This is a genomic window from Streptomyces sp. NPDC002853, assembly GCF_053591915.1.
The window spans coordinates 295862-316712 of the sequence record NZ_JBSFUS010000001.1 but is presented as its reverse complement, the minus strand read 5'-3'; the positions used below and the strand labels follow the sequence as shown (position 1 = coordinate 316712).

Genomic DNA, 20851 nt, shown 5'->3' with positions numbered 1-20851 from the left:
GATGACTCCGGCCGAACGTAAGGACTGTGCGAGGACTGTGAACGACGACGTGGTGGAGCCGGCGACGGTGTGGTCAGGGACGTGGGTCGCCGAGCGGCTCGGCGTGGAATTGGCCGGGGACGCGGGGTTGAGCGACCTGCTCGGCCTCGCCCTGCGCCGCAACCCGAAGCGGGCGCACCTCCTGGTGTCCAACGTCCTCGGCAAGCATGTGCCGCAGCTGCCCTCCGTCGTGTACGCGGCCGGGCGCGACCTCGGTGTCCGGGTGCGCGCGCTCCTGGGTGACGCGGAGGCCCGGCGCGCGGTCGTGCTCGGGTACGCGGAGACGGCGACCGGCCTCGGGCACTGCGTCGCGGACGGCATCGGCCTCGCGCCCTACCTCCACTCCACGCGCCGCCCGGTCGACTCGGTGCGCCGGGCGGGCGGCTTCGAGGAGTCCCACTCGCACGCGACCTCGCACCTGCTGCTCCCCGAGGACCCCCGGCTGCTCACCAGGGACGGTCCGCTGGTGCTCGTGGACGACGAGTTCTCCACCGGCAACACGGTCCTCAACACCATCCGCGCCCTGCACGAGCTGTACCCGCGCGAGCGGTACGTCATCGTGGCCCTCGTCGACATGCGCTCCCCGCAGGACCAGGGCCGCCTGGCCGACTTCGCCCGGGAGATCGGCGCACGGGTCGACCTGATCACGACGGCGTCCGGCACCGTGAGCCTGCCGGACGGCGTCCTGGAGAAGGGCCAGGCGCTCGTCGAGGAGTACGAGGACTCGGCGCTCCCCGCCCCGCGCAAGGAGGGCGGCTCGGTCACCCGGGTCGACATCGGCTGGCCCGCGGGGGTGCCGGACGGCGGGCGCCACGGGTTCGCCCCCGAGCACCGGACGGCACTTGAGGCGGCACTGCCGGGGATGGCTGACCGGCTTGCGGAGGCGCTGGCTCCGGCGGCCCGTCCGGGGAGCGCCCCAGGTCCCGGCCGCGTTCTCGTCCTCGGCTTCGAGGAGCTGATGTACGCGCCACTGGCCCTGGGCGTCGCCCTTGAGGAGCGGCTGCCCGCCGGGAGCGCGGAGGTGCGGTACTCCACCACCACCCGCTCACCCGTCCTCGCGGTCGACGACCCCGGCTACGCCATACGCAGCCGCCTCGTCTTCCCCGCGCACGACGCTCCCGCCGACGGACCGGGCGACCGGTACGCGTACAACGTCGCGGGCGGCGGCTTCGACGCGATCGTCCTCGTGGTCGACTCCGTGGGCGACCGCCCCGAACTCCATGCCCCCGAGGGTCTGTTGGCGCAGCTCGCCGCGCACGCCCCGCAGGTGCTGCTCGCCGTCGTGCCCTCGTACATCCCCGAAAGGCCCTCCATGCTGCCCGAGCCCCTCCGCGGCCCCGCCTTCTCCTCGTACGCGGCCGAAGACGTCGGCTGGCTGCTCCAGGACCTCTCGGACGTACGTCTGGAGGCGCCCACCGAGGAGCGCGAGGAGGCGATACAGAGCGGTGGCGCGCACTACGCCGAGTCGCTGCCGGTCGAGTACCAGCCGAGCCCGCAGTACCAAGAGCTGTTCCGCGCGGCGCTCGGCACCTCCGCGGCCCGCATAGCGCAGGCCGTCGGCACCGTCACCGAGACCGTGCTCGCCGAGCGGCCGCCCCGCCCCGTCCTGGTCTCACTCGCCCGAGCGGGCACGCCCGTCGGCGTACTGATGCGGCGCTGGGCGCAGCACCGGCACGGCCTCGACCTGCCGCACTACGCCGTGTCGATCGTCCGCGGCCGCGGCATCGACGCCAACGCGCTGAGGTGGCTCGCCGCACACCACGACCCCGCCGACGTCGTCTTCGTCGACGGCTGGACGGGCAAGGGCGCGATCACACGTGAACTCGCCGAAGCGGTAAGGGAGTTCGAGGACTCCGGCGGCCCGTCCGGCTTCAACCCGGAGATCGCGGTGCTCGCCGACCCCGGCTCCTGCGTCCGCACCTACGGCACCCGCGAGGACTTCCTCATCCCCTCGGCCTGCCTCAACTCGACGGTGTCCGGACTGATATCGCGCACCGTGCTGCGCGCGGACCTGGTCGGACCCGATGACTTCCACGGCGCGAAGTTCTACCGCGAACTCGCCGACGGCGACGTCTCCCTGGACTTCCTCGACGCCATCACGGCCCGCTTCGACGAGGTGGCCGACGCCGTGGACGCCCAGGTCAAGGAGCTGCTCTCGGCCGACAGGGCACCGACCTGGGAGGGCTGGGCCGCCGTGGAGCGGATCAGCGAGGAGTACGGCATCCACGACGTGAACCTGGTGAAGCCCGGCGTCGGCGAGACGACCCGCGTCCTGCTGCGGCGCGTCCCCTGGAAGATCCTGGCACGCGCGGGAGCGGGAGCCGACCTCGATCACGTACGACTCCTCGCGGAGCAGCGTGGCGTGCCGGTCGAGGAAGTGGACGAACTCCCCTACACCTGCGTCGGACTGATCCACCCTCAGTTCACGCGGGGAGCCACCGGCACGGACGGCAAGGCGGTGGCCGCCAAGTGAGCACGCCTCGCAAGGTTTTGGTCGCCAGCGACCTCGACCGCACCCTCATCTACTCCGCCGCTGCCCTCGGCCTGACCATGCCCGACGCCTTGGCGCCGCGCCTGCTCTGCGTCGAGGTGTACGAGAGCAAGCCGCTGTCGTACGTCACCGAGACCGCCGCCGGTCTCCTCGACGAGGTGGGCCGCCGCACGGTCTTCGTGCCGACCACCACGCGGACCCGCGAGCAGTACGGGCGCATCCATCTGCCGGGCCCCGCACCGGAGTTCGCGATCTGCGCCAACGGCGGGCACCTGCTGGTCGACGGGGTGTCCGACCCCGCGTGGCGTGCGGACGTGGACCGGCGGCTCGCCGCCGAGTGCGCCTCGCTCGACGAGGTCCGCGCGCACATGGTGGGCACCGCCGACCCGGCCTGGCTCCTGAAGGAGCGGGTGGCCGAGGATCTCTTCGCCTACCTGGTCGTCGAGCGCTCCCTGCTGCCGAAGGAGTGGGTCAAGGAGCTCGCCGTGTGGGCGGAGGGGCGCGGCTGGACCGTCTCGCTGCAGGGCCGCAAGATCTACGCCGTGCCGAAGCCGCTGACCAAGAGCGCCGCGGTGCGCGAGGTGGCCCGCCGTATCGGCGCGGACGAGATCCTCGCCGCCGGTGACTCGCTCCTCGACGCCGACCTGCTGCTCGCCGCCGATCGCTCCTGGCGTCCGGGGCACGGCGAGCTGGCCGACACGGGCTGGACCGCTCCGGGGCTCACCGTGCTTCCGGAACGCGGCGTCGCGGCGGGGGAGGAGATCCTGCGGCGGTTCCTCGGCCGTGATCCGGCCGACGGCTGACCACCGGTCGTCCGCTGCCGCTAGCCTTGGCCCATGCCCCGATACGAATACCGCTGCCGTTCCTGTGGCGACACCTTCGAGCTGAGCCGCCCGATGGCCGAGTCCGCCGACCCCGCGGCCTGCCCCGCCGGGCACGAGGACACGGTGAAGCTGCTGTCCACGGTGGCCGTCGGGGGCTCGTCCTCGGCGCCCGCCCCCGCACCGGGCGGCGGCGGCGGCTGCTGTGGCGGGGGCTGCTGCGGCTAGCGGGCCGGGCGGTTTCCTGAGGGAGGGCGCTCAGCGCACGACGGTTCCGGGCCCCGCTCCCAGCAGCCCGAGCTCCGCACGCGTGGGCGCGCCTTCCCAGTCCCCGTGCGACGCCACGGCGAAGGCGCCCGTGGTCACCGCCCGGTCGAGGCGCCCCGCCAGGTCCTCCCCGTCGAGCAGCGCCGACAGGTAGCCGGCGACGAACGCGTCCCCCGCGCCCACGGCGTCCACCGCCCGCACCGGGCGCGCCGGGGCGTACAGCTCCCCGGCGGCGTCGTACGTGGTGGCCCCGTCGGCGCCGAGCTTGACCACGACCTCGCGGACGCCCCGCGCGAGGAGTTCCCCGGCCAGGGCGGAGGCCTCACCGGCGTCCTTCGTCTCCGGCAGGCACAGCGGCAGTTCGTCGTCCGAGGCGATGAGGACATCCACGTACGGCATCCAGCCGCGCATGACCACGGCGGACTCCTCCGCGCTCCACAGCCGCGAGCGGAAGTTGACGTCGAGGCAGACCGTAGTGCCGTGCTGCCGGGCCAGTTCGAGGGCACGGCGGCACGCGTCGAGTGCGGACGGGCCGAGGGCCGGGGTGATGCCGGTGAGGTGCAGGACACGAGGCGCGCCGGCCGAGGCGAAGGCGGCCTCGACCGCCGTCGCCGCGAGGCGTGAACCGGCCGAGCCCGCGCGGTAGTAGTGCACGCGGGTCACCTCGGGCAGCCGGGGTTCGAAGAGGATCAGGCCCGTGGGCGCGTCCGGGTCACGGGTGGCGGCGCTGACGTCGACGCCCTCGGCCCGCAGCGTGCGAAGGACCAGCTCGCCCGCCTCGTCGTCACCGACCGCGCCGGCCCACCGCGTCGCGTGGCCGAGCCGCGCGAGACCGATGGCCACGTTCGACTCGGCGCCCGCGACGGACACGTCCATCGAACCGCCCAGCTTCAGCGGACCGCTGCCGCGCAGGGCGACCATGCTCTCGCCGAGGGTGAGGACGTCGGCGGCACTCCCGTAGGCCATGGCGCTCATCGGCCGGCCCCCGTGACCGCCACGAACTCCGCCGCGCGCTTGCGCAGCGCGCCCAGGTCGCCGCCGTCCGCCGCGTCCCCGATCAGCGGGGAACCGACGCCGACCGCGACCGCGCCGAGCGCCAGATACTCCTTCGCGGCGGCCGCGTCCACGCCGCCCACCGGTACGAAGGGGAGGTCGGGGAAGGGGGCCCGCAGCGCCTTGAGGTACGCGGGGCCGCCCATCGCAGACGCGGGGAAGATCTTCAGCGCGGTGGCGCCGGCGGCGCTCGCCGCGATCACGTCGGTGGGGGTCAGCACGCCCGCTGCCACGGGCAGTTCACGCCGCAGGGCCTCGTCCACGCCCGCTCCCAGCCCCGGCGTCACGACGAGGTTCGCCCCGGCGTCCGCGGCGCGCCGGGCGTCGTCCGCCGTGAGGACCGTGCCCGCGCCGAGCCAGGCCTCACCGCCGAGTTCGGCGCGCGCCCGCCGCAGGACGCCCAGGGTGTCCGCGCCGCTGAGGGAGACCTCGACGAGCGGCACACCGGACTCGACGAGCGCCATGACCGTCCGGAAGGAGGCTTCCGCGTCGGTGCCGCGCACGATGGCCACGAGGCGCTGGGTCCGCAGGGCTGAACTGAAGGCAGTGGTGAGGTCCGACATGCCCCAAGGCTCGCACAGGGAGCTCAGCGTGCCTGCTCAGGGTGGTCAGCCCCAGAGTGATGAGTCCCGGAGCGGTGAGCCCCGGAGCGGTGAGCCCCAGGGTGGCGTGCCTGCCAGTACGGGTTGTCGTGCGGCAGGGCCGAGCCGACCCGCCCGTACATCCCGAAGATCATCAGCAGGACGCCCACCACGAAGCTGAACAGCACGTTCTGGATGCGGAAGGCGAGGAAGTTGAAGCCGGTGTCCAGGAGGGCGAGGTTGACGAAGCCGCTGAGGATGAAGGCGCAGCCGAGGAACATGTTGAGCGTCGACGCGAAGTTGCCACCGATCACCATGCCGACGAGCAGGAGCAGCCCGACGCAGATCGACAGGACGCTGAGCGCGCCGTTGGTGTTCAGACCGGCGACGGTGTCGCCCCCGGTGTCGAAGAAGCCGACCTTGTCGATCAGGCCGAGGATGCCGAACGCGATCAGGACGAGCCCCATCAGGCCCGCGCCGACGCGGTAGATCGTGCTGAGACGGTGGTCGACGGGCAGGTGTTCGTTCAGCGTGACGCGCCGCCGTGGCCGCCTCGTCCCTGAGTGAAGTACATGCGTGGCCATGTCCGCCTCCCGATGTCGGCGTACGTAGCTCCAGGATCCGCCCGCGGGCCACGGACCGCCACCGGCACCCCGGAAACCCGCTGCCCCTGGGGCCTCAGGCCCCCTGCCCGCGCTCCTCCCTGATCTGTGTGACCACGCGGCCCACCGCCTGCCGCACGCCTTCGGTCTCGGTCAGAAAGTGCCAGTAGTCGGGGTGGCGGCCCTCCAGGGAGGCCACCGCGCGGTCCAGGCGGGCTACGGACTCGTCCAGCGGGCGGGCGTGCCGCTGCTCCGGGGTCTGGCGTCCCGCCATGGCGAGGCGCTGGGCGTCGCGGATCGCGAAGCGGGTGCGCTCGATCTCCTGCTGGGGGTCCTTCGCCACCGCGTTCAGCCGCTGCAGCCGGTCGCCGGCGGCCGAGACCGCCTCGTCCGTCGAGTTCAGCAGGGCACGGACCGTCGAGAGCAGGGAGGTGGCGTCCGGCCAGCGCTGTTCGTCGCGTGCCTGGCGGGCCTCCTTGAGCTTGACCTCGGCCTGCCGCACGTTCTCCGCGGCCTGGTCCGGCACGCGCTGCAGGTCCTGCCAGCAGGCGACGGTGAACCGCCGCCGCAGCTCGCTGAGGATCGGTTCGACCTGGCCGCTGCGGGTGGTGAGGGCCTGCGCGCGCGTACGCAGCGAGACGAGGCGGCGGTCCGTCTCGGCGGCACGCTCGGGCAACCGCTCGGCCTCGGCCCGCACCGCTTCGGCGTCCCGCAGGACGCGGTCGGCGCGCTGCAGCGTTTCCGGCACGCCGTGCTGCCCGGCGCCTTGATTGAGCTTGGTCAGCTCAGGCCCGAGGGCGGCGAGGCGGGCGGCCAGATCATCGGCCTTGAGCCCCGCGCTCCGTACGGCATCAAGGGCGTTGCTGGCGGCGAGGAGGGTCTGGCGGGCCCGCTCGACGGCCGGGGCGAGCCGGGCGAGCTGTGTCTCCGCCTTGTCGAGCAACGGGCCGAGCCCCTGCTGGAACCGGTCCAGGTCCTGCTTGGCCTTGTCCAGCTCGGCCTTGGCCTCGGTGAGCTCGGTCCGCGCGCGGGCGGCGACGGATGCCTCCAGGTCGTCGCGGTCGAGATCGTGGGCGTCGACCGCGCTGATGTACTGGTGGCTGGCCTCGTCGATCCGCCGCCCGATGGCGTCGAAGTCGGACACGGCACGCTGGGCTGCGGGCGTGGAGTCGACGGCGACGATGGTCTCGATGGAGATCCGCAGGTCCCGCTGGGCGGTGTCCAACTCGTAGAAGGCCGCGGCCGCCGCGTCCTTGGCGGCCTGCGCGTCGGCCCGCACGCTCTCCCCGCGCCCGCCGAACCACCGCCGGGTGCCGCCGCCCGCGAAAGCGGCGGGAAGGGCGAGGGCGAGGAGGGGGAGGGGCAGGAGGGCGAGCGTCAGCGCGTCGCGCACAGGGCTCGGGCGGACGCCAGGGCGGGGACGAGGCCGCACGCTCCCGCAGCGACGTACATCCGCGTCCGGCAGTGCTGGTCCACTCGACGTGTCCGGTGTGTACGGCTGCGAAGGTGTCGCCGTCACTATCCCTCTCCCGTGCTGTCATCCGCCTTGCCCGGTGTCACATTCTCCCACCGGTTAATGACGAACACACGGGCCGGTTAGTTCGCGCTGCGCACCGGAACTTCGCCGTCTTCGCTGCGGGCGGACACGAGGTGCGGACCACCACCGCCGCCGAGGGCGGAAACATCCGTGCGCCCACCGGCCGGGGACCGCTCCCGTACGGGTTTGCGGCCCGGGGCCACAGGCAAGGTAGGCTGTCGAAACATCCCGGGCGCGTAGCTCAGCGGTAGAGCGCTGCCCTTACAAGGCAGATGTCGGCGGTTCGAAACCGTCCGCGCCCACAGTGAAGCCGTGCAGGCAGGCGGCATGACCGGCCCCCCCATCCTTGATCGGATGGGGGGGCCGGTTTCGTGTGCGGGGCCCTTCCGCGTCACGATTCCACCTGGGGGCTGGGCGTCCAGCCGGGTTCCGAGTGGCTGTCGTTCGTCGGTTTGACGGTTCCGGCCCTCAACTGGGCCTGGAGCGCCTCGATCTCCTGCCGCATGGCCTTCAGCTGCTCGTAGGTGTCGAAGAGGTAGCGGACCTTGGTGCGCAGTGTCAGCGGGTCGATGGGCTTGAGGGCCACGTCGGCCACGCCGAGCAGGAAGGCGGCCGCGGCGACGTCGCGGCTGACGTCGAAACCGGTCAGCAGGACGATCGGTATGGCGCGCGTCTGGTCCAGGCGCCGGACGTAGCGCACGACGTCGAGACCGCTCACGCCCGGCATGCGCACATCGAGCAGGATGAGCCCGACGTCCCCGCGCAGCACCACCCTGAGCGCGTCGTCGCCGTTGGTCGCGCTCACCAGCGGATAGCCGAGAGGGGCCAGCGCGCTCTCCAGCGCGAACAGGGTGTCCTTGTGGTCGTCGACGACGAGGATCACGGATTTGGTCTGCATGGACGGGGCCCCCTCTCTCAACAACCACGTTATGCCGAAGTCGAGTTGGAGAGTCCCTTCGTTACCGCAGGGCTAAACCTGGGCGCGGGCCGGCGGCAACAGGAGTATCAGAGGCACCGGCAGCACCAAGAGATGCCGCGAAGCGGCGCAGATTCAGTGATCCGACCGGTGCGTTTGCAAAACTCCGTCGTGAAGTTTTTCGCGGGCTAGTTCCCCTCCGCCTTCGCGTACTCCTGGGCCATGCCTCCCGCGAAGTCGTACACCACGACCTGTTCCTCGCCCACCACCCAGGCGTCGTGGCCCGGCGGGCACACGAAGACGTCGCCGGGGCCCACTTCGGCCTCGCCTCCGTCGTCCATGCGGACGTGCATGCGTCCCTTGACCACATAGGCGTTGTGGTGGATCTGGCAGCTCTCGGTGCCGGCCAGCGGGGCAACGGATTCGGACCAGCGCCAGCCGGGCTCGAAGGTGCCCACGGCGAAGTCCAGCCCCGTGAGATGAACGGCTTCGAGGTGACCGCGAGGAAAATCGCGCCGCTCGTCCGGCTTTTCGACCGCCTTGACCTCGATCATGACAACTTCCTCCGTCCGGGCCCTGCCCAATCTCCGGAGTCAGTTGGAGTCGCCGCGGGGCCCACGGCCGACGTCATCACCAGCCGACCCCTTTACTTTTATCGTCCGCCTGCCGGCCGGAGGGCGCCACCGCGGGGCTGCCGCCCGATCCGCGTGCGGTCGCGAGTGGTCGCGAGTGGAAAGACGGCAACGGATCGATCGGGTGGTCGTTCACAACCTTGGGGATGCCGGGTGAGTTGAAGAGACCGGCAGGGCCTGCGTGGGGCCCTCGCCGGAAAGGATTCCTCTCATGAAAATTTCCAAGGCCACCGCCGGTTTCCTCGGGGTCGGGCTCGCCATGGGGGCCGCTTCCGCCGCGAACGCCGCGCCGCAGCCGCCCGCGGACGGGGCCGGCGGCGGGACGCTGGTCGACTCCGTCGCGCGGCTCACGCCGAATTCGGCGGACGTGCAGAACCCTCTCGACGAGGTCGCCGTCGACCCGGCCACCGGGGAACTGCGGGCGAACAACCCCTCTGCCGTCACCTCCACGGTCGACGGCGCGGCGCAGGGCGCGGTTTCGCTGCTCGGCGGCCTTCCCGCCGGGACGCCACTCGGAGGCTGAGGCGGGGCAGCGCTCAGGGGGCGGAGAGGCGGGGCAGACGCGGGGCGCGCGGTGCGGTGTCCGTGTACGTCAGCCCTGTTCGCGGCCCGTGGGCGAATCGCCGACGCGGAACGGCTTCCTGGCCCGGGGCGTCCAGTTCCCGGCGTAGGCGTCCTTGCGGATCCGCCGGTAGACGCGGTCGGCGCCGGGACCGTAACCGAGGTCGTAGGCACCGCGGTCGGCGCGCGCATCGACGGCAGGTCGCGTCGGCGGGCACGGCCGCCCGGTGGCGACCGGTCAGTTCAGCGGCCGGAGCCCGGGTGTGTGCGCTTGTACCTGCGGTCCCAGCGTTCCTGACGTTCCTTGCGGATGCGGTAGTCGCGGTAGGTCTTGGGGAAGCCTCCGCCCCCGCCTCCGCCGCCCCCGCCGCCACCTCCGGCACCAGGGGCCGCGCCCGCGCCGCTTCCGCTGCTGCTCTTGCCCGAGCCTCCGCGGTCGTACTGCTGGACCATGTAGAAGACGAGCGCCGCAGCGGCCAGCCACAGAAGCGGCTGGCTGAAACCCAGGCCGACCAGTGCAAGGAGCAGGACGACCAACAGAACACTCATCGCAGCACCTCCTCGGCGTTGGGGGGAGTCAACGCCCGCCGTCACCCGGTGTCAATGACTTTCTCGTGGATGTGTTTGAGCCGTGCGCGAGCCGCCACCGCGTCCGGTCCCGTCACCTGTTCCCAGAAGCGGTGACAAGTGACGAACACCGCCAACTCCCTCTCCCGAGCCCGGAGTTTCTCGACCTCCGCCTGTTCGTCCGGACTCCAGCCGGGGGAGGCGGGGCGCTCCACCTTCCGCCAGCCGTGGTCGTCGCTGAAGCCGTCGAGGGGCGTGACCGACCAGGGGAGCCGCTTCAGCAGGGCCAGGAGTTCGGCCCGGACCTGGTGCAGTTCCTCCTGACCCGCGAGGAGGTCGTCCGGAAAGTCGTATGCAGGGGTTGCAGGCACTCCGTAATGCTACTCCTGTTCGAATTACGAGTGCGAGGGCTTCCGTGAGTGCGAGGGGCTTCCGTGGTCGACACGACTTCCCGTGCGCGCCCCAATCGCGGCAAGCTGTAAGCATGTGCCGCAGCATCAAGACGCTCCGTCCGCCCGCCATCCCCGAGGACGCCACCGAGGAGGAGGTCCGGGCCGCCGCGCTCCAGTACGTGCGCAAGGTCTCGGGGTTCCGTGCCCCGGCCGCGCACAACCGCGAGGTCTTCGACCGTGCCGTGGACGCGATCGCCGAAGCCACCGCCGAGCTGCTCGCCGGGATCGAGGTGCGCGGAGCCAAGCCGCGGGCCGCCGATCAGGACCCGGGGGAAGTCCCGGCGGCCTAGTTCGCCGCGGTCGCCGTCGCCGTGGCGGCGCCCGCCGCGGCCGTGCCCGCCGCGGTACGCGGCCGTCGGACCAGGAACGCCGCCCCCGCGCCCGCCGCGAACAGCGCGAGCAACGAGACGCCCGTGGCCAGCCACGTCGCGCCGAGCCACTGCGCGCCGAAGTAGCCGAGTGCGACGCTGTAACCGGCCCAGGCCACGCCCGCGAGGGCCGACCAGGGCAGGAACTCGCGGACCTTGCGGTGTGCGGCTCCCGCCGCGAGCGAGACGATCGAGCGGCCCGCGGGGGCGAAGCGCGCGATGACGACCAGGGCGCCGCCGCCCCGGGAGAGTGCCGTGCCGAGTCGTTCCTGCGCGGTGGTGAGGCGGCGCGAGCGGGCGATGGCGCGGTCCAGGCGTTCGCCGCCGCGCCAGGCGAGGCGGTAGACGGCCAGGTCGCCGAGGACCGAGGCGGTGGCCGCGCAGAGCAGCAGGACCAGGATGTCGGGGACCGCGTGCGGCACGCTCTGCGCGCTGGTGCCCGCCGCGGCGGCCGCCGTGGCCGCCGTGATGACCAGGACGCCGCTCGGCAGCACGGGCACGACGATGTCGAAGAGCACCGAGAGCGCGACCACCGCGTAGATCCATGGGCTGCTGGTCAGTGAGCCCAGATTCTCAAGCACCGAAATTCCCCGTAACTCCCCGGCCGACGACTTGACTGCCGCGACGTCGCGGGGGAGCGGCAGGGGCGGCTTGGTGACAGCTGTACAGCGTACGCCGCGCTCTCCCGCGGAGATCCACGGGGGGCTCATATGTTCGCTACATCACGTTCACCCGGCTGCCGCCCCCGATGGGGCATACGGCGCCGAAGTCCCGTACCAACATCATCAGCAACCCAGCGACCAGCAGGGTCGGCGGACGGTACGGAAGGAGCGGGGCGATGGTGGCAGGAATGCTCGCCGGGGCCGTGGCAACGGCGGTGCTCGCAGCGGGCGGCGGCGCGGCCGGTGAGGGCGCACCCTTTCACGAGGGAGCACCCTTCTATGAGATGAAGGTCGGGGGGCGGTTCGCCCCGCCCACGGCCTCCATGTACGTGTGGGCGGTCACGTACGACACGAAGCTCGTCCCCGCCGGATCCCAGATCGAGGTGGACCAGCAGGGCAGGCCGAACGACATGTCGGTCACGCTCCGCGTGAAGGGAATGCAGCCCGGTCGCGCGTACGGCGCGCACGTGCACCAGAAGCCGTGCGGCGTCGACCCCGAAGCGGCGGGCGGGCACTACCAGCACCGCAAGGACCCGGTCCAGCCTTCCGAGGACCCGGCCTATGTGAACCCGGAGAACGAGGTCTGGCTGGACTTCGCCACGGGCGCTGACGGCTCGGGCACGGCGACGGCCCGCCACGACTGGGAGTTCCGGGCGGGTGAGGCCCGATCCGTGGTGCTGCACCGCGAACAGGGCGGCGCGGGGGAGCGGGTGGCGTGCTTCACGGTGCCCTTCCTGCCCACCCACTGAAGCCCTCGGGGCGCCAAGGGGTCTGACCATGGGACGGCGCCCCTTCCTCGTACGCGTACGAGGAAGGGGCGCCGTCACCGGTGCGCCTGAGCGCGCGTCCGCGTCAGGCGGCCACCGGGGTCCGCTCAGAGGCGCCCTTGTCCGCGCTCTCGCCGCGCGAGGCGAAGAGCCGGTCGAGGCCGAGCGCGCCCGAGCCGGTGAAGACGAGCAGGAGCATGGCCCAGCAGAAGATCGCGGAGGCCTCGCCGCCGTTCTGCATCGGCCACAGGGCCTCCGGCTGGTGCACCTTGAAGTAGGCGTACGCCATCGAGCCCGACGAGATGAACGCGGCGGCGCGGGTGCCGAGGCCGAGGGCGACCAGGCCGCCGCCGATCAGCTGGATGACGGCCGCGTACCAGCCGGGCCAGGTGCCCGCGTCGACCGTGCCGCCGCCCATCGCGCCACCGAGCACTCCGAAGAGCGAGGCGGCGCCGTGGCAGGCGAAGAGCAGGCCGATGACGATGCGGAAAAGCCCGAGGGCATAGGGCTGGGCGCTGTTGAGACGTCCAGTCATGGTGGGGGACTCCTTCGGTTTTCGGGGACGGTAACCGAGTGGAGGCCCAAGGTTAGGTGAACCTAATCAATGCTTGCAAGTTCAACATCTGGCCATTCGGGCGATTCCACTTCCCCCGCGGACGGGATCACTCCGCTCGCCGACGGGATCTGCGCGACCCCCGCCGCCGTGCGCAGCACGGCCCGCGCCACCGCGTCCGCGTCCGACAAGGTCACCGAGTCGACGCCCGGCCGGGCCCCGGCGGCCGTCACCCAGTGCACGCCCTCGGTGGGCACACCGAACGCGAACCTCCGTGTGTGCGAACGGCCTTGACGGTCGATCAGGTGGTAGGGGCGGGGAGTGACGTCGACGCCTCCGGTTTCGTGGCCGTCGACGACGTGGGCGCGGCACTGCCCCGTCCTCAGGAGCCGGCCGAGCAGTTCGTCCGCGGTGCGCCGCACGTCCGGTTCGGGGAGCCGGGCCTCGATCACTGTGGTGACCGGCACAGCCGACCCCGGCACGTCGGGGGAGTGCGCGAGGTACGCCCCGTCCGCGGTGGGGCGCACGTCGAGACGCGGGCCCAGCACGTCGAGGACGCCCGCCTCGATGAGCGCGGTCATCTCCTCGATGCGGCGCCGGGGCGGGCCGATCGAGAGGTAGGCGTTGAGCGGCGTGTACCAGCGGTCCAGGTGCTCCCGGCGCGACGTCCCGGACAGGCCGCCGTGGTCGAGGATCAGGCGGAGTTCGTTGCGCAGGTCGCGCAGCACGTCCAGGGCGGACTTCAGCGGGCTGGCGACATTGCCGAGCGCGGCCTGCGCGGTGTCCTCGCGCAGATACCCGAGCAACCAGGCGCGGAAGTCGTCCGGGGAGCGGAAGGTGCGGCCGGAATGCGGCTGCGCGAGGCGGTCCCAGGACCAACGCGCGGTCTCGGGAATACCGAACTCGGCCAGTGTCAGATCCTCTTGAGGGCTGCGGTGCGGTGACGCGAGGAAGGCGTCCCGGAACTCCGCGGCACGCCCGGCGGGACGGACGAGGGCGGTGTAGTAGACCGTCTCGACCTCCTTGGCGACCAGTGGCCATATCTCGTCGAGGAAGTCCGGGGCTTCGCCGCTGTCCGCGCGCTTGCGGAAACGGGCTATGACGTCGGGGGTGAGGACGAGCGGCTGATGCCGTCCGTACGGGCCCTTCGCGTTGTCGCCGCGCGCTTGATACGGGATGCCGCGCCGCGACCCCGCGTACAGCTTCGGCTCGTGCCCCGATGGCTGGTAGCGGAGCCCGCCCCCCGGCGCCGGGGCGAAGCGTCCGCCGCGGGCCTGCGTCAGGAGCGCCATGTGGTCGAAGAAGTTGAGGCCGAGCCCGCGCAGCAGGACGTGCTCGCCGGGTGCGACGGCCGAGAGGTCCACGTCGGCGGGGTTGGCCGGCGGTATGTGGCGAAGGCCGTGGCGTGCGGCGTGCGCGGCGAACTGTTCCTGCGTGGTGTCGCCGGCCGCGGGGAGGTGCCCTTGGGCGAGGACGACGGCGCTGAGCCCGGAGAGTTCGCGGCCGCTGTCGAGGGCGAGGGTCTGGGGGCCGTCGCCCGGGCCGTCGAGCCGCACGGCCCGTGCCGCGTGCACCTCGACCCGGACCGACCCGGGGGCGGCGCGCAGGGTTTCGGCGAAGACCCACTCCAGGTAGCGGCCGTAGCAGGCACGCGTCGGGTAGTCGTCCGGGCCGAGCCCCGGCGCGTGCCCGGCGGCGGCCCACGCGTACAGGCTCGGCCCCGGCCGGATCGGCCCGGCGCAGTCGACGCTCTCGTCGGTGAAGAGGGTCACCTGGGAGGCGACCGTGTTCATGAGCAGTTCGGCCGGCTGGGCGGTTCGCCAGACGCGTCCGGGTCCCGGGGGCGAGGGATCGACGACGTGCACCGTCAGCCGTGCCCCCGACGGCAGGAGTTCGGCTGCCGAGGCGCAGAGGCGCTCCAGGACACTCGTCCCGCGGGGCCCCGCGCCGACGACGGCGACTGCGACGTCATGGTCCGGTGCGGCCGATGCGGATGGTGCGGACAAAGGCGTGACTCCCGGGCATAGCAGGGGGTGGTGGGGGGTGTGGGGGTGATGGGCGCGGTGGAAGCGGACGGTCCGCCTCATCATGCCGCCGCGGCCCCGGAAGTCGAACCCCGCAGCGGAGGATCACCGGACAGGTGTGGCCTGTGTCACGCGATGCGTGTGAAGCATCGGTGGCCTTTGAGTGGCTATGGGAAACAACGGGGCGTGCGAGGTAAATGGGGCGTGCGAGGTAAATGACGAGACGAGACGAGAGGCCACGGGCCCGCGGGCTCACGGACCCGCGGGCTCGCGGACCCGCGAGCCCGCGCCCCGCCGAGTCACGAAAGTCGGGACTCCTGGGTCGTCTTCAGGTGGGTACCCACGCCCTTCACCACCTGGGCCTGGTCGAGTCGTACGTGCGCCGAGCGGCCCCGCAGCGTCAGCGTCATGAGCTGGTTGCCGAACCAGGGCCCGCCCGTCTTGCGCCAGTTGATGGCCGCCGGCGCGGATCGGCCATGGCGCACGAAGCGGCGGCCCAGCGCCCGGCCCACCCTGCTCCAGCCGAAGTGGAAGCCCAGCTTTATCGACGCGGGGATGGAGTTGTGGACGGGGGAGCACGTCAGCTGCAGGACGCGGGACTCGGGGCCGCCGCCGTCCGGCCACGTGGGCTCCGCGATGTACGCGTGGTGGACGTCGCCGGAGAGCACGCACACCGTCGCCGGGGCGCCCGCCCCCGTGCCCGCCTCGGCGATCAGGGAGGTCAGCGCGTCGAAGGACGAGGGGAACGCCGCCCAGTGCTCCAGGTCCGAACGCCTGCGCAGGTTCTCGCCGAAGCGGGCCCAGCGCGCGCCGCGCTCGCCACGGCACAACGCGGCGTTCCAGCCCTCGGCGTCATGGATGAGGTGCGGCAGGAGCCAGGGCAGCGACGTGCCGATCAGAAGGTGGTCGTAGCCGCCCGTGGCGCCCGAGCCGTCTGCTCCGCCCACGCCGTCCAGCGCTTGCTCGCGCAGCCAGCGGGACTCGTCCGGATCGATCATCGCGCGGTTCTGCTCGTCCAGGACACGCGCCGCCCGTGTGTCGATCATGAGCAGGCGTACACGGCCGAAGTCCCGGCGGTAGCTCCACCGGGTCGCCCCCGGATCGGCGTCCGACGCGGAGGCGAAGGCGCGCAGCGCGTCCGTGCCGTCGGGGGCCGAGCGCAGCGTGGCGTACAGCTCGTCGCGTTCGAGCTCGGCGGGCGGCAGATTGCCGATGTGCTGGTAGACCCAGTACGACATCAGGCCGCTCAGCACGCGCTCGCGCCACCAGGGCGTCGCGCGCATCTCGGCGAGCCAGGCCGCGCTGGTGTTCCAGTCGTCTATGACGTCGTGGTCGTCGAAGATCATGCAGCTGGGCACGGTGGAGAGCAGCCACCGCACCTCGGGGTCGAGCCACGACTCGTAGTAGAGGTGGGTGTACTCCTCGTAGTCCGCGACCTGGTCGCCCGGCGGGTCGTTCAGGTTCCGGCGGGCCGCGAGCCAGCGCCGGGTCGCCTCGGACGTGTTGTCCGCGTACACCTGGTCGCCCAGGAGGAGCAGGACGTCCGGGCGGTCGGCCGGCGTGCCGGTGGCGATGCGGGCGGCGAGGGTGTCGAGGGCGTCGGGCCCGACGGGATCGTGCTCGTCGCTCGGCGGGGCGGCCCAGCGGCAGGACCCGAAGGTGACACGGATCGCCTCGTCGTCGCCGTCGCCCGGCGTGCGGATGGTGCTCGGCGGGAAGGGCGAGTCCGGCAGTGGCCACACGGGCGCGCCGCTGTCGCCGAGCCGCACCTCGTACGCCGTCTCCGTGCCCGGACGCAGCCCGGTGACCGGGATGAGCGCGTAGTGATGGCCCGCGATCTGAAACGTGTTCGCCGTGCCCTTGGCGCCGTCGGCGCACCGCACCTCGGCGGTGCACGGGCGGTCGGCCTCGACCCAGACCGTCGCCGTCGAACCGTCGACATACCTCAGCAGTGGACCCAGGCGCAGCCGTGCCACGATGATCACTCTCCTCCGTCGCCCCGTACGGTACGGAACGACGGAGGGCAGTGGGGAGGTTCCGCGGATTCCCGCTGGTTACAGGCCGGTGACCTCGCCGCTCATGCGAGCCGGTGACCTCAGCAGCCGTTGAGGACCGACGACAGCTTGGTCTTCTCCGCCGCGTTCACCGTGAGGCTGTAGTGGTGCTTCACGTCCACCCACATCCGGGCGTAGTAGCAGTGGTACGACGCGGTGGGCGGCATCCATTCCGCCGGGTCCTGGTCGCCCTTGCTCTGGTTCACGTTGTCGGTGACGGCGATCAGCTGGGGGCGGCTGAGATCGTTGGCGAAACCTTCCCGCTGGGCGGTGGTCCAGCCGCTCGCGCCGGACTTCCACGCCTCGGAGAGCGGGATCACGTGGTCGATGTCGACGTCGGAGGCGGCGGTCCAGGTACCGCCGTCGTACGGGGACTTCCAGGTGCCGGAGGTGGCCGCGCAGCTGGAGTCCTGCTGGACGTTCGTGCCGTCGCGCTTGAGGACGACCTCGCGGGTGTTGCAGGCACCGGACTGGGTGCTCCAGTGCGGGAACTTCTCCCGGCTGTAGCCGTCGGACGAGCCCTCGGCCTTCTCGGTGAGCTGGCCCAGGTAGGTGCGGGCGGTGGCGGCGGAGACCGGTGCCGGGGGAGCGGCCTGGGCGGGTGCGCCGGTGAGGAGGGCCGCCGCGGAGGTGAGGGCGGTCAGGGCGGTGATCGTGGCGAGACGTCGACGCGCGTAGACAGCGGACATACGAACTCCCTTGATGTGGGGGGATGTTGGCCGTTGGGGCGGCCATGCTGACGCGGTGGGGTTTCCTGCGGATGTGCGTCACGTGACAGGGTCGCGTCAATCAGGTGGTCAGTTCAAGAGTTCTGGCGCCGTGTCATGTGCGTTCATGCGTACGGGAGTTGGAATCGAGTGACCCGGGTCACATGCCAGGGGGTCGAAAGGTCCTGGTCCGGGGTGTTCGTACGTCCCGTACGATGGATGGCGCAGAAGGGGAGTAGCTCTTCGCCGGACCGTCGACATACTGCTCAGCTCGCCTGAGCCGGCGCCCGGAGGCAGGCCCCGTCATCTCGCGGTGCAACCGCGATGGACCGGGTCGGCCAGCGAGACCTTCGGCAAGCAGTACCCGACGTACATGACCGTGTACGTCCGTGTGTGCTGCCGTGCCGAGGTGTCGTACGTGATGTACAGATTGCTCTCGGTGGGGCAGCCCCGACCGATTGAGGAACCTTGATCAGCATCAGCGTGATGGCGCTCGTCTTCGGCGTCGTCTTCCTTGCCGAACTCCCGGACAAGACAGCGCTGGCCGGGCTCGTCCTCGGGACGCGCTACCGCGCCTCGTACGTCTTCGTCGGGGTCGCGGCCGCCTTCGTCGTCCATGTCGTGCTCGCCGTGGCGGCGGGCAGCGTGCTGACGCTCCTGCCGCAGCAACTGCTGCACGCGCTCACCGGCGTCCTCTTCCTCGGTGGGGCGGCGATGCTGCTCCTGAAGGGCGGCGAGGACGAGGAAGAGGTCCGTGAGCCCAAGGACCAGAGCTTCTGGAAGGTCTCCGGCGCGGGTTTCATGCTGATCCTGGTCGCGGAGTTCGGTGACCTGACGCAGATCATGACCGCGAACCTGGCCGCGCGGTACGACGACCCGCTCTCCGTGGGTCTTGGCGCGGTGCTCGCGCTGTGGGCGGTCGCCGGGCTCGGCATCGTCGGCGGAAAGGCGCTGATGAAGCGCGTGCCGCTGTCGCTCATCACCAAGATCGCGGCGCTGCTGATGCTGGGGCTCGGGGTGTGGAGCCTGTACGAGGCGATTGCCTGAGTCTTGCCTGGGCCTTGCCTGAGTCTTGCCTGGGCCTTGCCTGGGCCTTGCCTGGGCCGCTCACACGACCACCCGGGTGCCCGGCCTCGGGGCGCCTGTAAGGGGTGTGACCTGCGGTGCTGGCGTCTGCTGGCCCCTTTTTGTATCGTGGAGAAACAAAGTGGCTCCGCCCGTGTTCCCTGACCGGCGGGCGGGGCTGCCTTGATTCTTTTCCCGCTCCCCCGCGACATCTCTGCACCTCCCTCTGTGCTCTGGAGTACGCCGATGACGGCTGAGACCGCCTCTGTTCTGACCGCCCGGGCTCTCCTCCTGGACATGGACGGGACGCTCGTCAACTCCGACGCGGTGGTCGAGCGCTGCTGGCGGCGCTGGTCCGAGCGGCACGGGCTCGACTTCGACGAGGTCATCAGGATCGTCCATGGGCGTCAGGGGTACGCCTCGATGGCGGTGCTGCTGCCCGAGCGGCCCATGGAGGAGAACTACGCGGAGAACCGCGAGATGCTGGCCGCCGAGACCGCCGACATGGAGGGCGTCGTTCCGGTGCCGGGCGCCGCTGCCTTCCTGGCCTCCATCGAGGGACTGCCGCACGCGCTCGTGACGTCCGCCGACGTGCCCCTGTCCAACGGTCGGATGGCGGCGGCCGGTCTGCCGCTGCCGGACGTGCGGGTCACCGCGGAGAGCGTGAGCGCGAGCAAGCCCGACCCCGAGGGGTTCCTCAAGGGCGCCGCCGAGCTGGGCTTCGACCCCGCCGACTGCGTCGTATTCGAGGACTCCGGTGCGGGGATAGCCGCGGGTCTCGCGGCGGGCATGCGGGTCGTGGGGATCGGCCCCCGGGCCGGGGAGTACGGGCCCACCGTGCATGTCGCTGACCTGACGGAGGTACGGGTGGAGCCGGTTGAGGGTGGGGGACTCCGGCTGAGCTTCGGGTGATCTTCGGTCGCTCGGGGGCTTTGAACTGCCCCGGTTGCTGGGGTCTGGTTGGCCTGCCCCGGTTGCCCCCCGGCTGATGCTTCCGGCGCCTTGCACCTTCGCGGTGCAGGGCGCCTCGCCTTTACCAACGGCCCTGTTCTACGGCTCCCTCGTCTCCGCCTCGAGTGCCGCCCGCGTCTCCTCCCCGTAGACCCCACGGCCGTCGCGGTGGGTCGCGCGGGCGTACTGGTAGCGGGCCACCGCGTCCTCCACCTGCCTGTCGTACGTGCCGTGGGGCCCGTCCATGTACAGGTACAGCTGCTGCAGGCGTTCCTGGAGCTCCGCGACCTCAGGGCCCCTGTCGCCGCGGCGCAGGACGCGGTCGGCCTTGGGTGACGCCGGCTCCACCGAGCCCGTCGCCCGTGCCGTCGAGCGGCTCGGCGGCCGGGTGGACCGCGGCTTGGGCGAGGCCGAGCGCGACGCGGTGGGGGACGGGCTCGCCTTCGGCGAGGCGGACGACGACGCGGACGGGGACGGGGACGCGGAGGGTGCGGCGGACGTCGTCGAGGGCGCCGGTGCCTCCGTGGCGGACTCGGAAGGTCCGGTCACCGCACGGGTCGGCACGTCCGGCAGCGCCTGCTCCCGCTGCGGCTTGTCGGGCGAGAGCAGCACCGCGGCGAGCACCCCCACGGCCACCACCGCCACCACGGCGCTCACCGCCGCGTACAAGCCCCTACGGCCGCGCCGCGGCGCCGGTCCGTCGCCGTACGGCAGAGGGAGAGGGGAGGTGTTCTCGCCCGATACGGCGGAGGGTGCGGCCACATCGCCCGCCCCGCCCGGCGCGAACAGCCCCACGTCCGCCGAGCGCGGCGGAGCCACGGCTTCCGGCGGGAGAACGTGGGCGGGGGCCGGATCAGGCTCGGGTGCCGCCTCCTCCGCGAGGCCGGGCTCCGGCAACGTCACGTACGGACGGATGCGCAGCGGATCGAAGTCCTCCGCCGCGGCCGCGTCCGCCGACCTCGCGTCCCGCGCCGCGTCGGCGGCCCGTTCCGTACAGCCGCAGGCAGGCGCGCCGCCCGGTGCGCGCGACGCACCGCATTCAGGACACCGCCGGTCGCCCGGACCGCTGTCGAAGCGGTCCTCCGGGTCGTTGCCGGGCCCGCCGTCCCGCCCGCTGCCGTCGCCGTCCGGACGTCTTTCCGTGCTGCTCACTCTTCGTACCCCACCCCTAGAGAACTCCA

Annotated in this window: 22 protein-coding genes and 1 tRNA gene; 9 read left to right on the top strand and 14 right to left on the bottom strand. The window is 72.0% G+C overall.

Going from position 1 to position 20851, the window contains the following annotated elements:
* Position 1: 1 nt before the first annotated feature.
* The 3 genes from ACWD02_RS01450 to ACWD02_RS01440 all read left to right on the top strand — a co-directional run bounded on the left by ACWD02_RS01450 (position 2) and on the right by ACWD02_RS01440 (position 3579).
* On the top strand, positions 2–2512 hold the full coding sequence (locus tag ACWD02_RS01450) for a phosphoribosyltransferase (RefSeq protein ID WP_451203284.1): 2511 nt from the start codon (positions 2–4) through the stop codon (positions 2510–2512).
* Between the two features lie 77 nt (positions 2513–2589).
* Entirely contained in the window at positions 2590–3333 is a 744-nt protein-coding gene (locus tag ACWD02_RS01445; RefSeq protein ID WP_451204337.1) for an HAD family hydrolase, read from the top strand.
* A gap of 33 nt (positions 3334–3366) precedes the next feature.
* Positions 3367–3579, top strand: a complete 213-nt coding sequence (locus ACWD02_RS01440; RefSeq protein WP_451203282.1) for an FmdB family zinc ribbon protein — start codon at positions 3367–3369, stop codon at positions 3577–3579.
* A 30-nt stretch (positions 3580–3609) separates the two neighbouring features.
* On the opposite strand, the gene ACWD02_RS01435 is transcribed toward ACWD02_RS01440, so the two are convergent.
* From ACWD02_RS01435 to ACWD02_RS01420, 4 genes are all read right to left on the bottom strand, one after another.
* Positions 3610–4593, bottom strand: coding sequence for a sugar kinase (locus tag ACWD02_RS01435; RefSeq protein WP_451203280.1), 984 nt, complete (start codon positions 4591–4593; stop codon positions 3610–3612).
* On the bottom strand, positions 4590–5234 hold the full coding sequence (locus ACWD02_RS01430; protein ID WP_451203278.1) for a bifunctional 4-hydroxy-2-oxoglutarate aldolase/2-dehydro-3-deoxy-phosphogluconate aldolase: 645 nt from the start codon (positions 5232–5234) through the stop codon (positions 4590–4592). The genes ACWD02_RS01435 and ACWD02_RS01430 overlap by 4 nt, the downstream gene beginning before the upstream one ends.
* 23 nt (positions 5235–5257) lie before the next feature.
* Positions 5258–5836 carry a DUF4383 domain-containing protein gene (locus tag ACWD02_RS01425; protein ID WP_451203276.1) on the bottom strand — a complete coding sequence of 193 codons (579 nt, stop codon included), beginning with the start codon at positions 5834–5836 and terminating at the stop codon, positions 5258–5260.
* Between the two features lie 94 nt (positions 5837–5930).
* Complete coding sequence (locus ACWD02_RS01420; protein ID WP_451203274.1) at positions 5931–7373, bottom strand: hypothetical protein; 1443 nt, start codon at positions 7371–7373, stop codon at positions 5931–5933.
* A 248-nt stretch (positions 7374–7621) separates the two neighbouring features.
* Here ACWD02_RS01420 and ACWD02_RS01415 point away from each other — a divergent pair.
* Positions 7622–7693: transfer RNA gene (locus ACWD02_RS01415), tRNA-Val, on the top strand.
* 89 nt (positions 7694–7782) lie between these two features.
* Here the strand turns inward: ACWD02_RS01415 and ACWD02_RS01410 are convergent.
* Together ACWD02_RS01410 and ACWD02_RS01405 are read right to left on the bottom strand one after the other, a co-directional pair.
* Positions 7783–8289: a response regulator gene (locus ACWD02_RS01410; protein WP_451203272.1), complete on the bottom strand. Its 507-nt coding sequence runs from the start codon at positions 8287–8289 to the stop codon at positions 7783–7785.
* Positions 8290–8495: 206 nt separating this feature from the next.
* Positions 8496–8861: a cupin domain-containing protein gene (locus tag ACWD02_RS01405; protein WP_451203270.1), complete on the bottom strand. Its 366-nt coding sequence runs from the start codon at positions 8859–8861 to the stop codon at positions 8496–8498.
* A gap of 289 nt (positions 8862–9150) precedes the next feature.
* Between ACWD02_RS01405 and ACWD02_RS01400 the strand changes: the two genes are divergently transcribed.
* Positions 9151–9462, top strand: a complete 312-nt coding sequence (locus ACWD02_RS01400; RefSeq protein WP_451203268.1) for a hypothetical protein — start codon at positions 9151–9153, stop codon at positions 9460–9462.
* 281 nt (positions 9463–9743) lie between these two features.
* Here ACWD02_RS01400 and ACWD02_RS01395 read toward each other — a convergent pair whose 3' ends face one another.
* The gene (locus ACWD02_RS01395) at positions 9744–10049 is read right to left on the bottom strand and encodes a hypothetical protein (protein ID WP_451203266.1); all 306 of its coding nucleotides are present in this window, start codon (positions 10047–10049) and stop codon (positions 9744–9746) included.
* Positions 10050–10090: 41 nt separating this feature from the next.
* On the bottom strand, positions 10091–10438 hold the full coding sequence (locus ACWD02_RS01390) for a hypothetical protein (protein ID WP_451203264.1): 348 nt from the start codon (positions 10436–10438) through the stop codon (positions 10091–10093).
* A 113-nt stretch (positions 10439–10551) separates the two neighbouring features.
* Here ACWD02_RS01390 and ACWD02_RS01385 point away from each other — a divergent pair, with 113 nt between their 5' ends.
* Complete coding sequence (locus tag ACWD02_RS01385; RefSeq protein WP_451203263.1) at positions 10552–10809, top strand: DUF2277 domain-containing protein; 258 nt, start codon at positions 10552–10554, stop codon at positions 10807–10809.
* Here ACWD02_RS01385 and ACWD02_RS01380 read toward each other — a convergent pair.
* Complete coding sequence (locus tag ACWD02_RS01380) at positions 10806–11468, bottom strand: DedA family protein (RefSeq protein WP_451203261.1); 663 nt, start codon at positions 11466–11468, stop codon at positions 10806–10808. The two genes, ACWD02_RS01385 and ACWD02_RS01380, sit on opposite strands and share 4 nt — an antisense overlap.
* A 257-nt stretch (positions 11469–11725) precedes the next feature.
* On the opposite strand from ACWD02_RS01380, the gene ACWD02_RS01375 reads away from it, so the two are divergent.
* Positions 11726–12298 (top strand): superoxide dismutase family protein, encoded by a 573-nt coding sequence (locus ACWD02_RS01375; RefSeq protein WP_451203259.1) that lies wholly within the window; start codon positions 11726–11728, stop codon positions 12296–12298.
* A gap of 103 nt (positions 12299–12401) precedes the next feature.
* Here the strand turns inward: ACWD02_RS01375 and ACWD02_RS01370 are convergent, their stop codons facing one another.
* The 4 genes from ACWD02_RS01370 to ACWD02_RS01355 form a co-directional block, all read right to left on the bottom strand.
* Complete coding sequence (locus ACWD02_RS01370; RefSeq protein ID WP_451203257.1) at positions 12402–12851, bottom strand: DoxX family protein; 450 nt, start codon at positions 12849–12851, stop codon at positions 12402–12404.
* Between the two features lie 62 nt (positions 12852–12913).
* Positions 12914–14875: an FAD/NAD(P)-binding protein gene (locus ACWD02_RS01365; protein WP_451203255.1), complete on the bottom strand. Its 1962-nt coding sequence runs from the start codon at positions 14873–14875 to the stop codon at positions 12914–12916.
* A gap of 317 nt (positions 14876–15192) precedes the next feature.
* Positions 15193–16869, bottom strand: a complete 1677-nt coding sequence (locus ACWD02_RS01360) for an alkaline phosphatase D family protein (protein ID WP_451203253.1) — start codon at positions 16867–16869, stop codon at positions 15193–15195.
* 119 nt (positions 16870–16988) lie between these two features.
* Positions 16989–17636, bottom strand: coding sequence for an HNH endonuclease family protein (locus ACWD02_RS01355; RefSeq protein WP_451203251.1), 648 nt, complete (start codon positions 17634–17636; stop codon positions 16989–16991).
* A gap of 486 nt (positions 17637–18122) precedes the next feature.
* On the opposite strand from ACWD02_RS01355, the gene ACWD02_RS01350 reads away from it, so the two are divergent.
* A complete protein-coding gene (locus ACWD02_RS01350; protein WP_451203249.1) occupies positions 18123–18701 on the top strand; it encodes a TMEM165/GDT1 family protein in 579 nt (192 codons plus the stop codon).
* A 264-nt stretch (positions 18702–18965) separates the two neighbouring features.
* Positions 18966–19631 (top strand): HAD-IA family hydrolase, encoded by a 666-nt coding sequence (locus ACWD02_RS01345; protein WP_451203247.1) that lies wholly within the window; start codon positions 18966–18968, stop codon positions 19629–19631.
* Between the two features lie 138 nt (positions 19632–19769).
* On the opposite strand, the gene ACWD02_RS01340 is transcribed toward ACWD02_RS01345, so the two are convergent.
* The gene (locus tag ACWD02_RS01340) at positions 19770–20822 is read right to left on the bottom strand and encodes a peptidoglycan-binding domain-containing protein (RefSeq protein ID WP_451203246.1); all 1053 of its coding nucleotides are present in this window, start codon (positions 20820–20822) and stop codon (positions 19770–19772) included.
* Positions 20823–20851 lie beyond the last annotated feature (29 nt).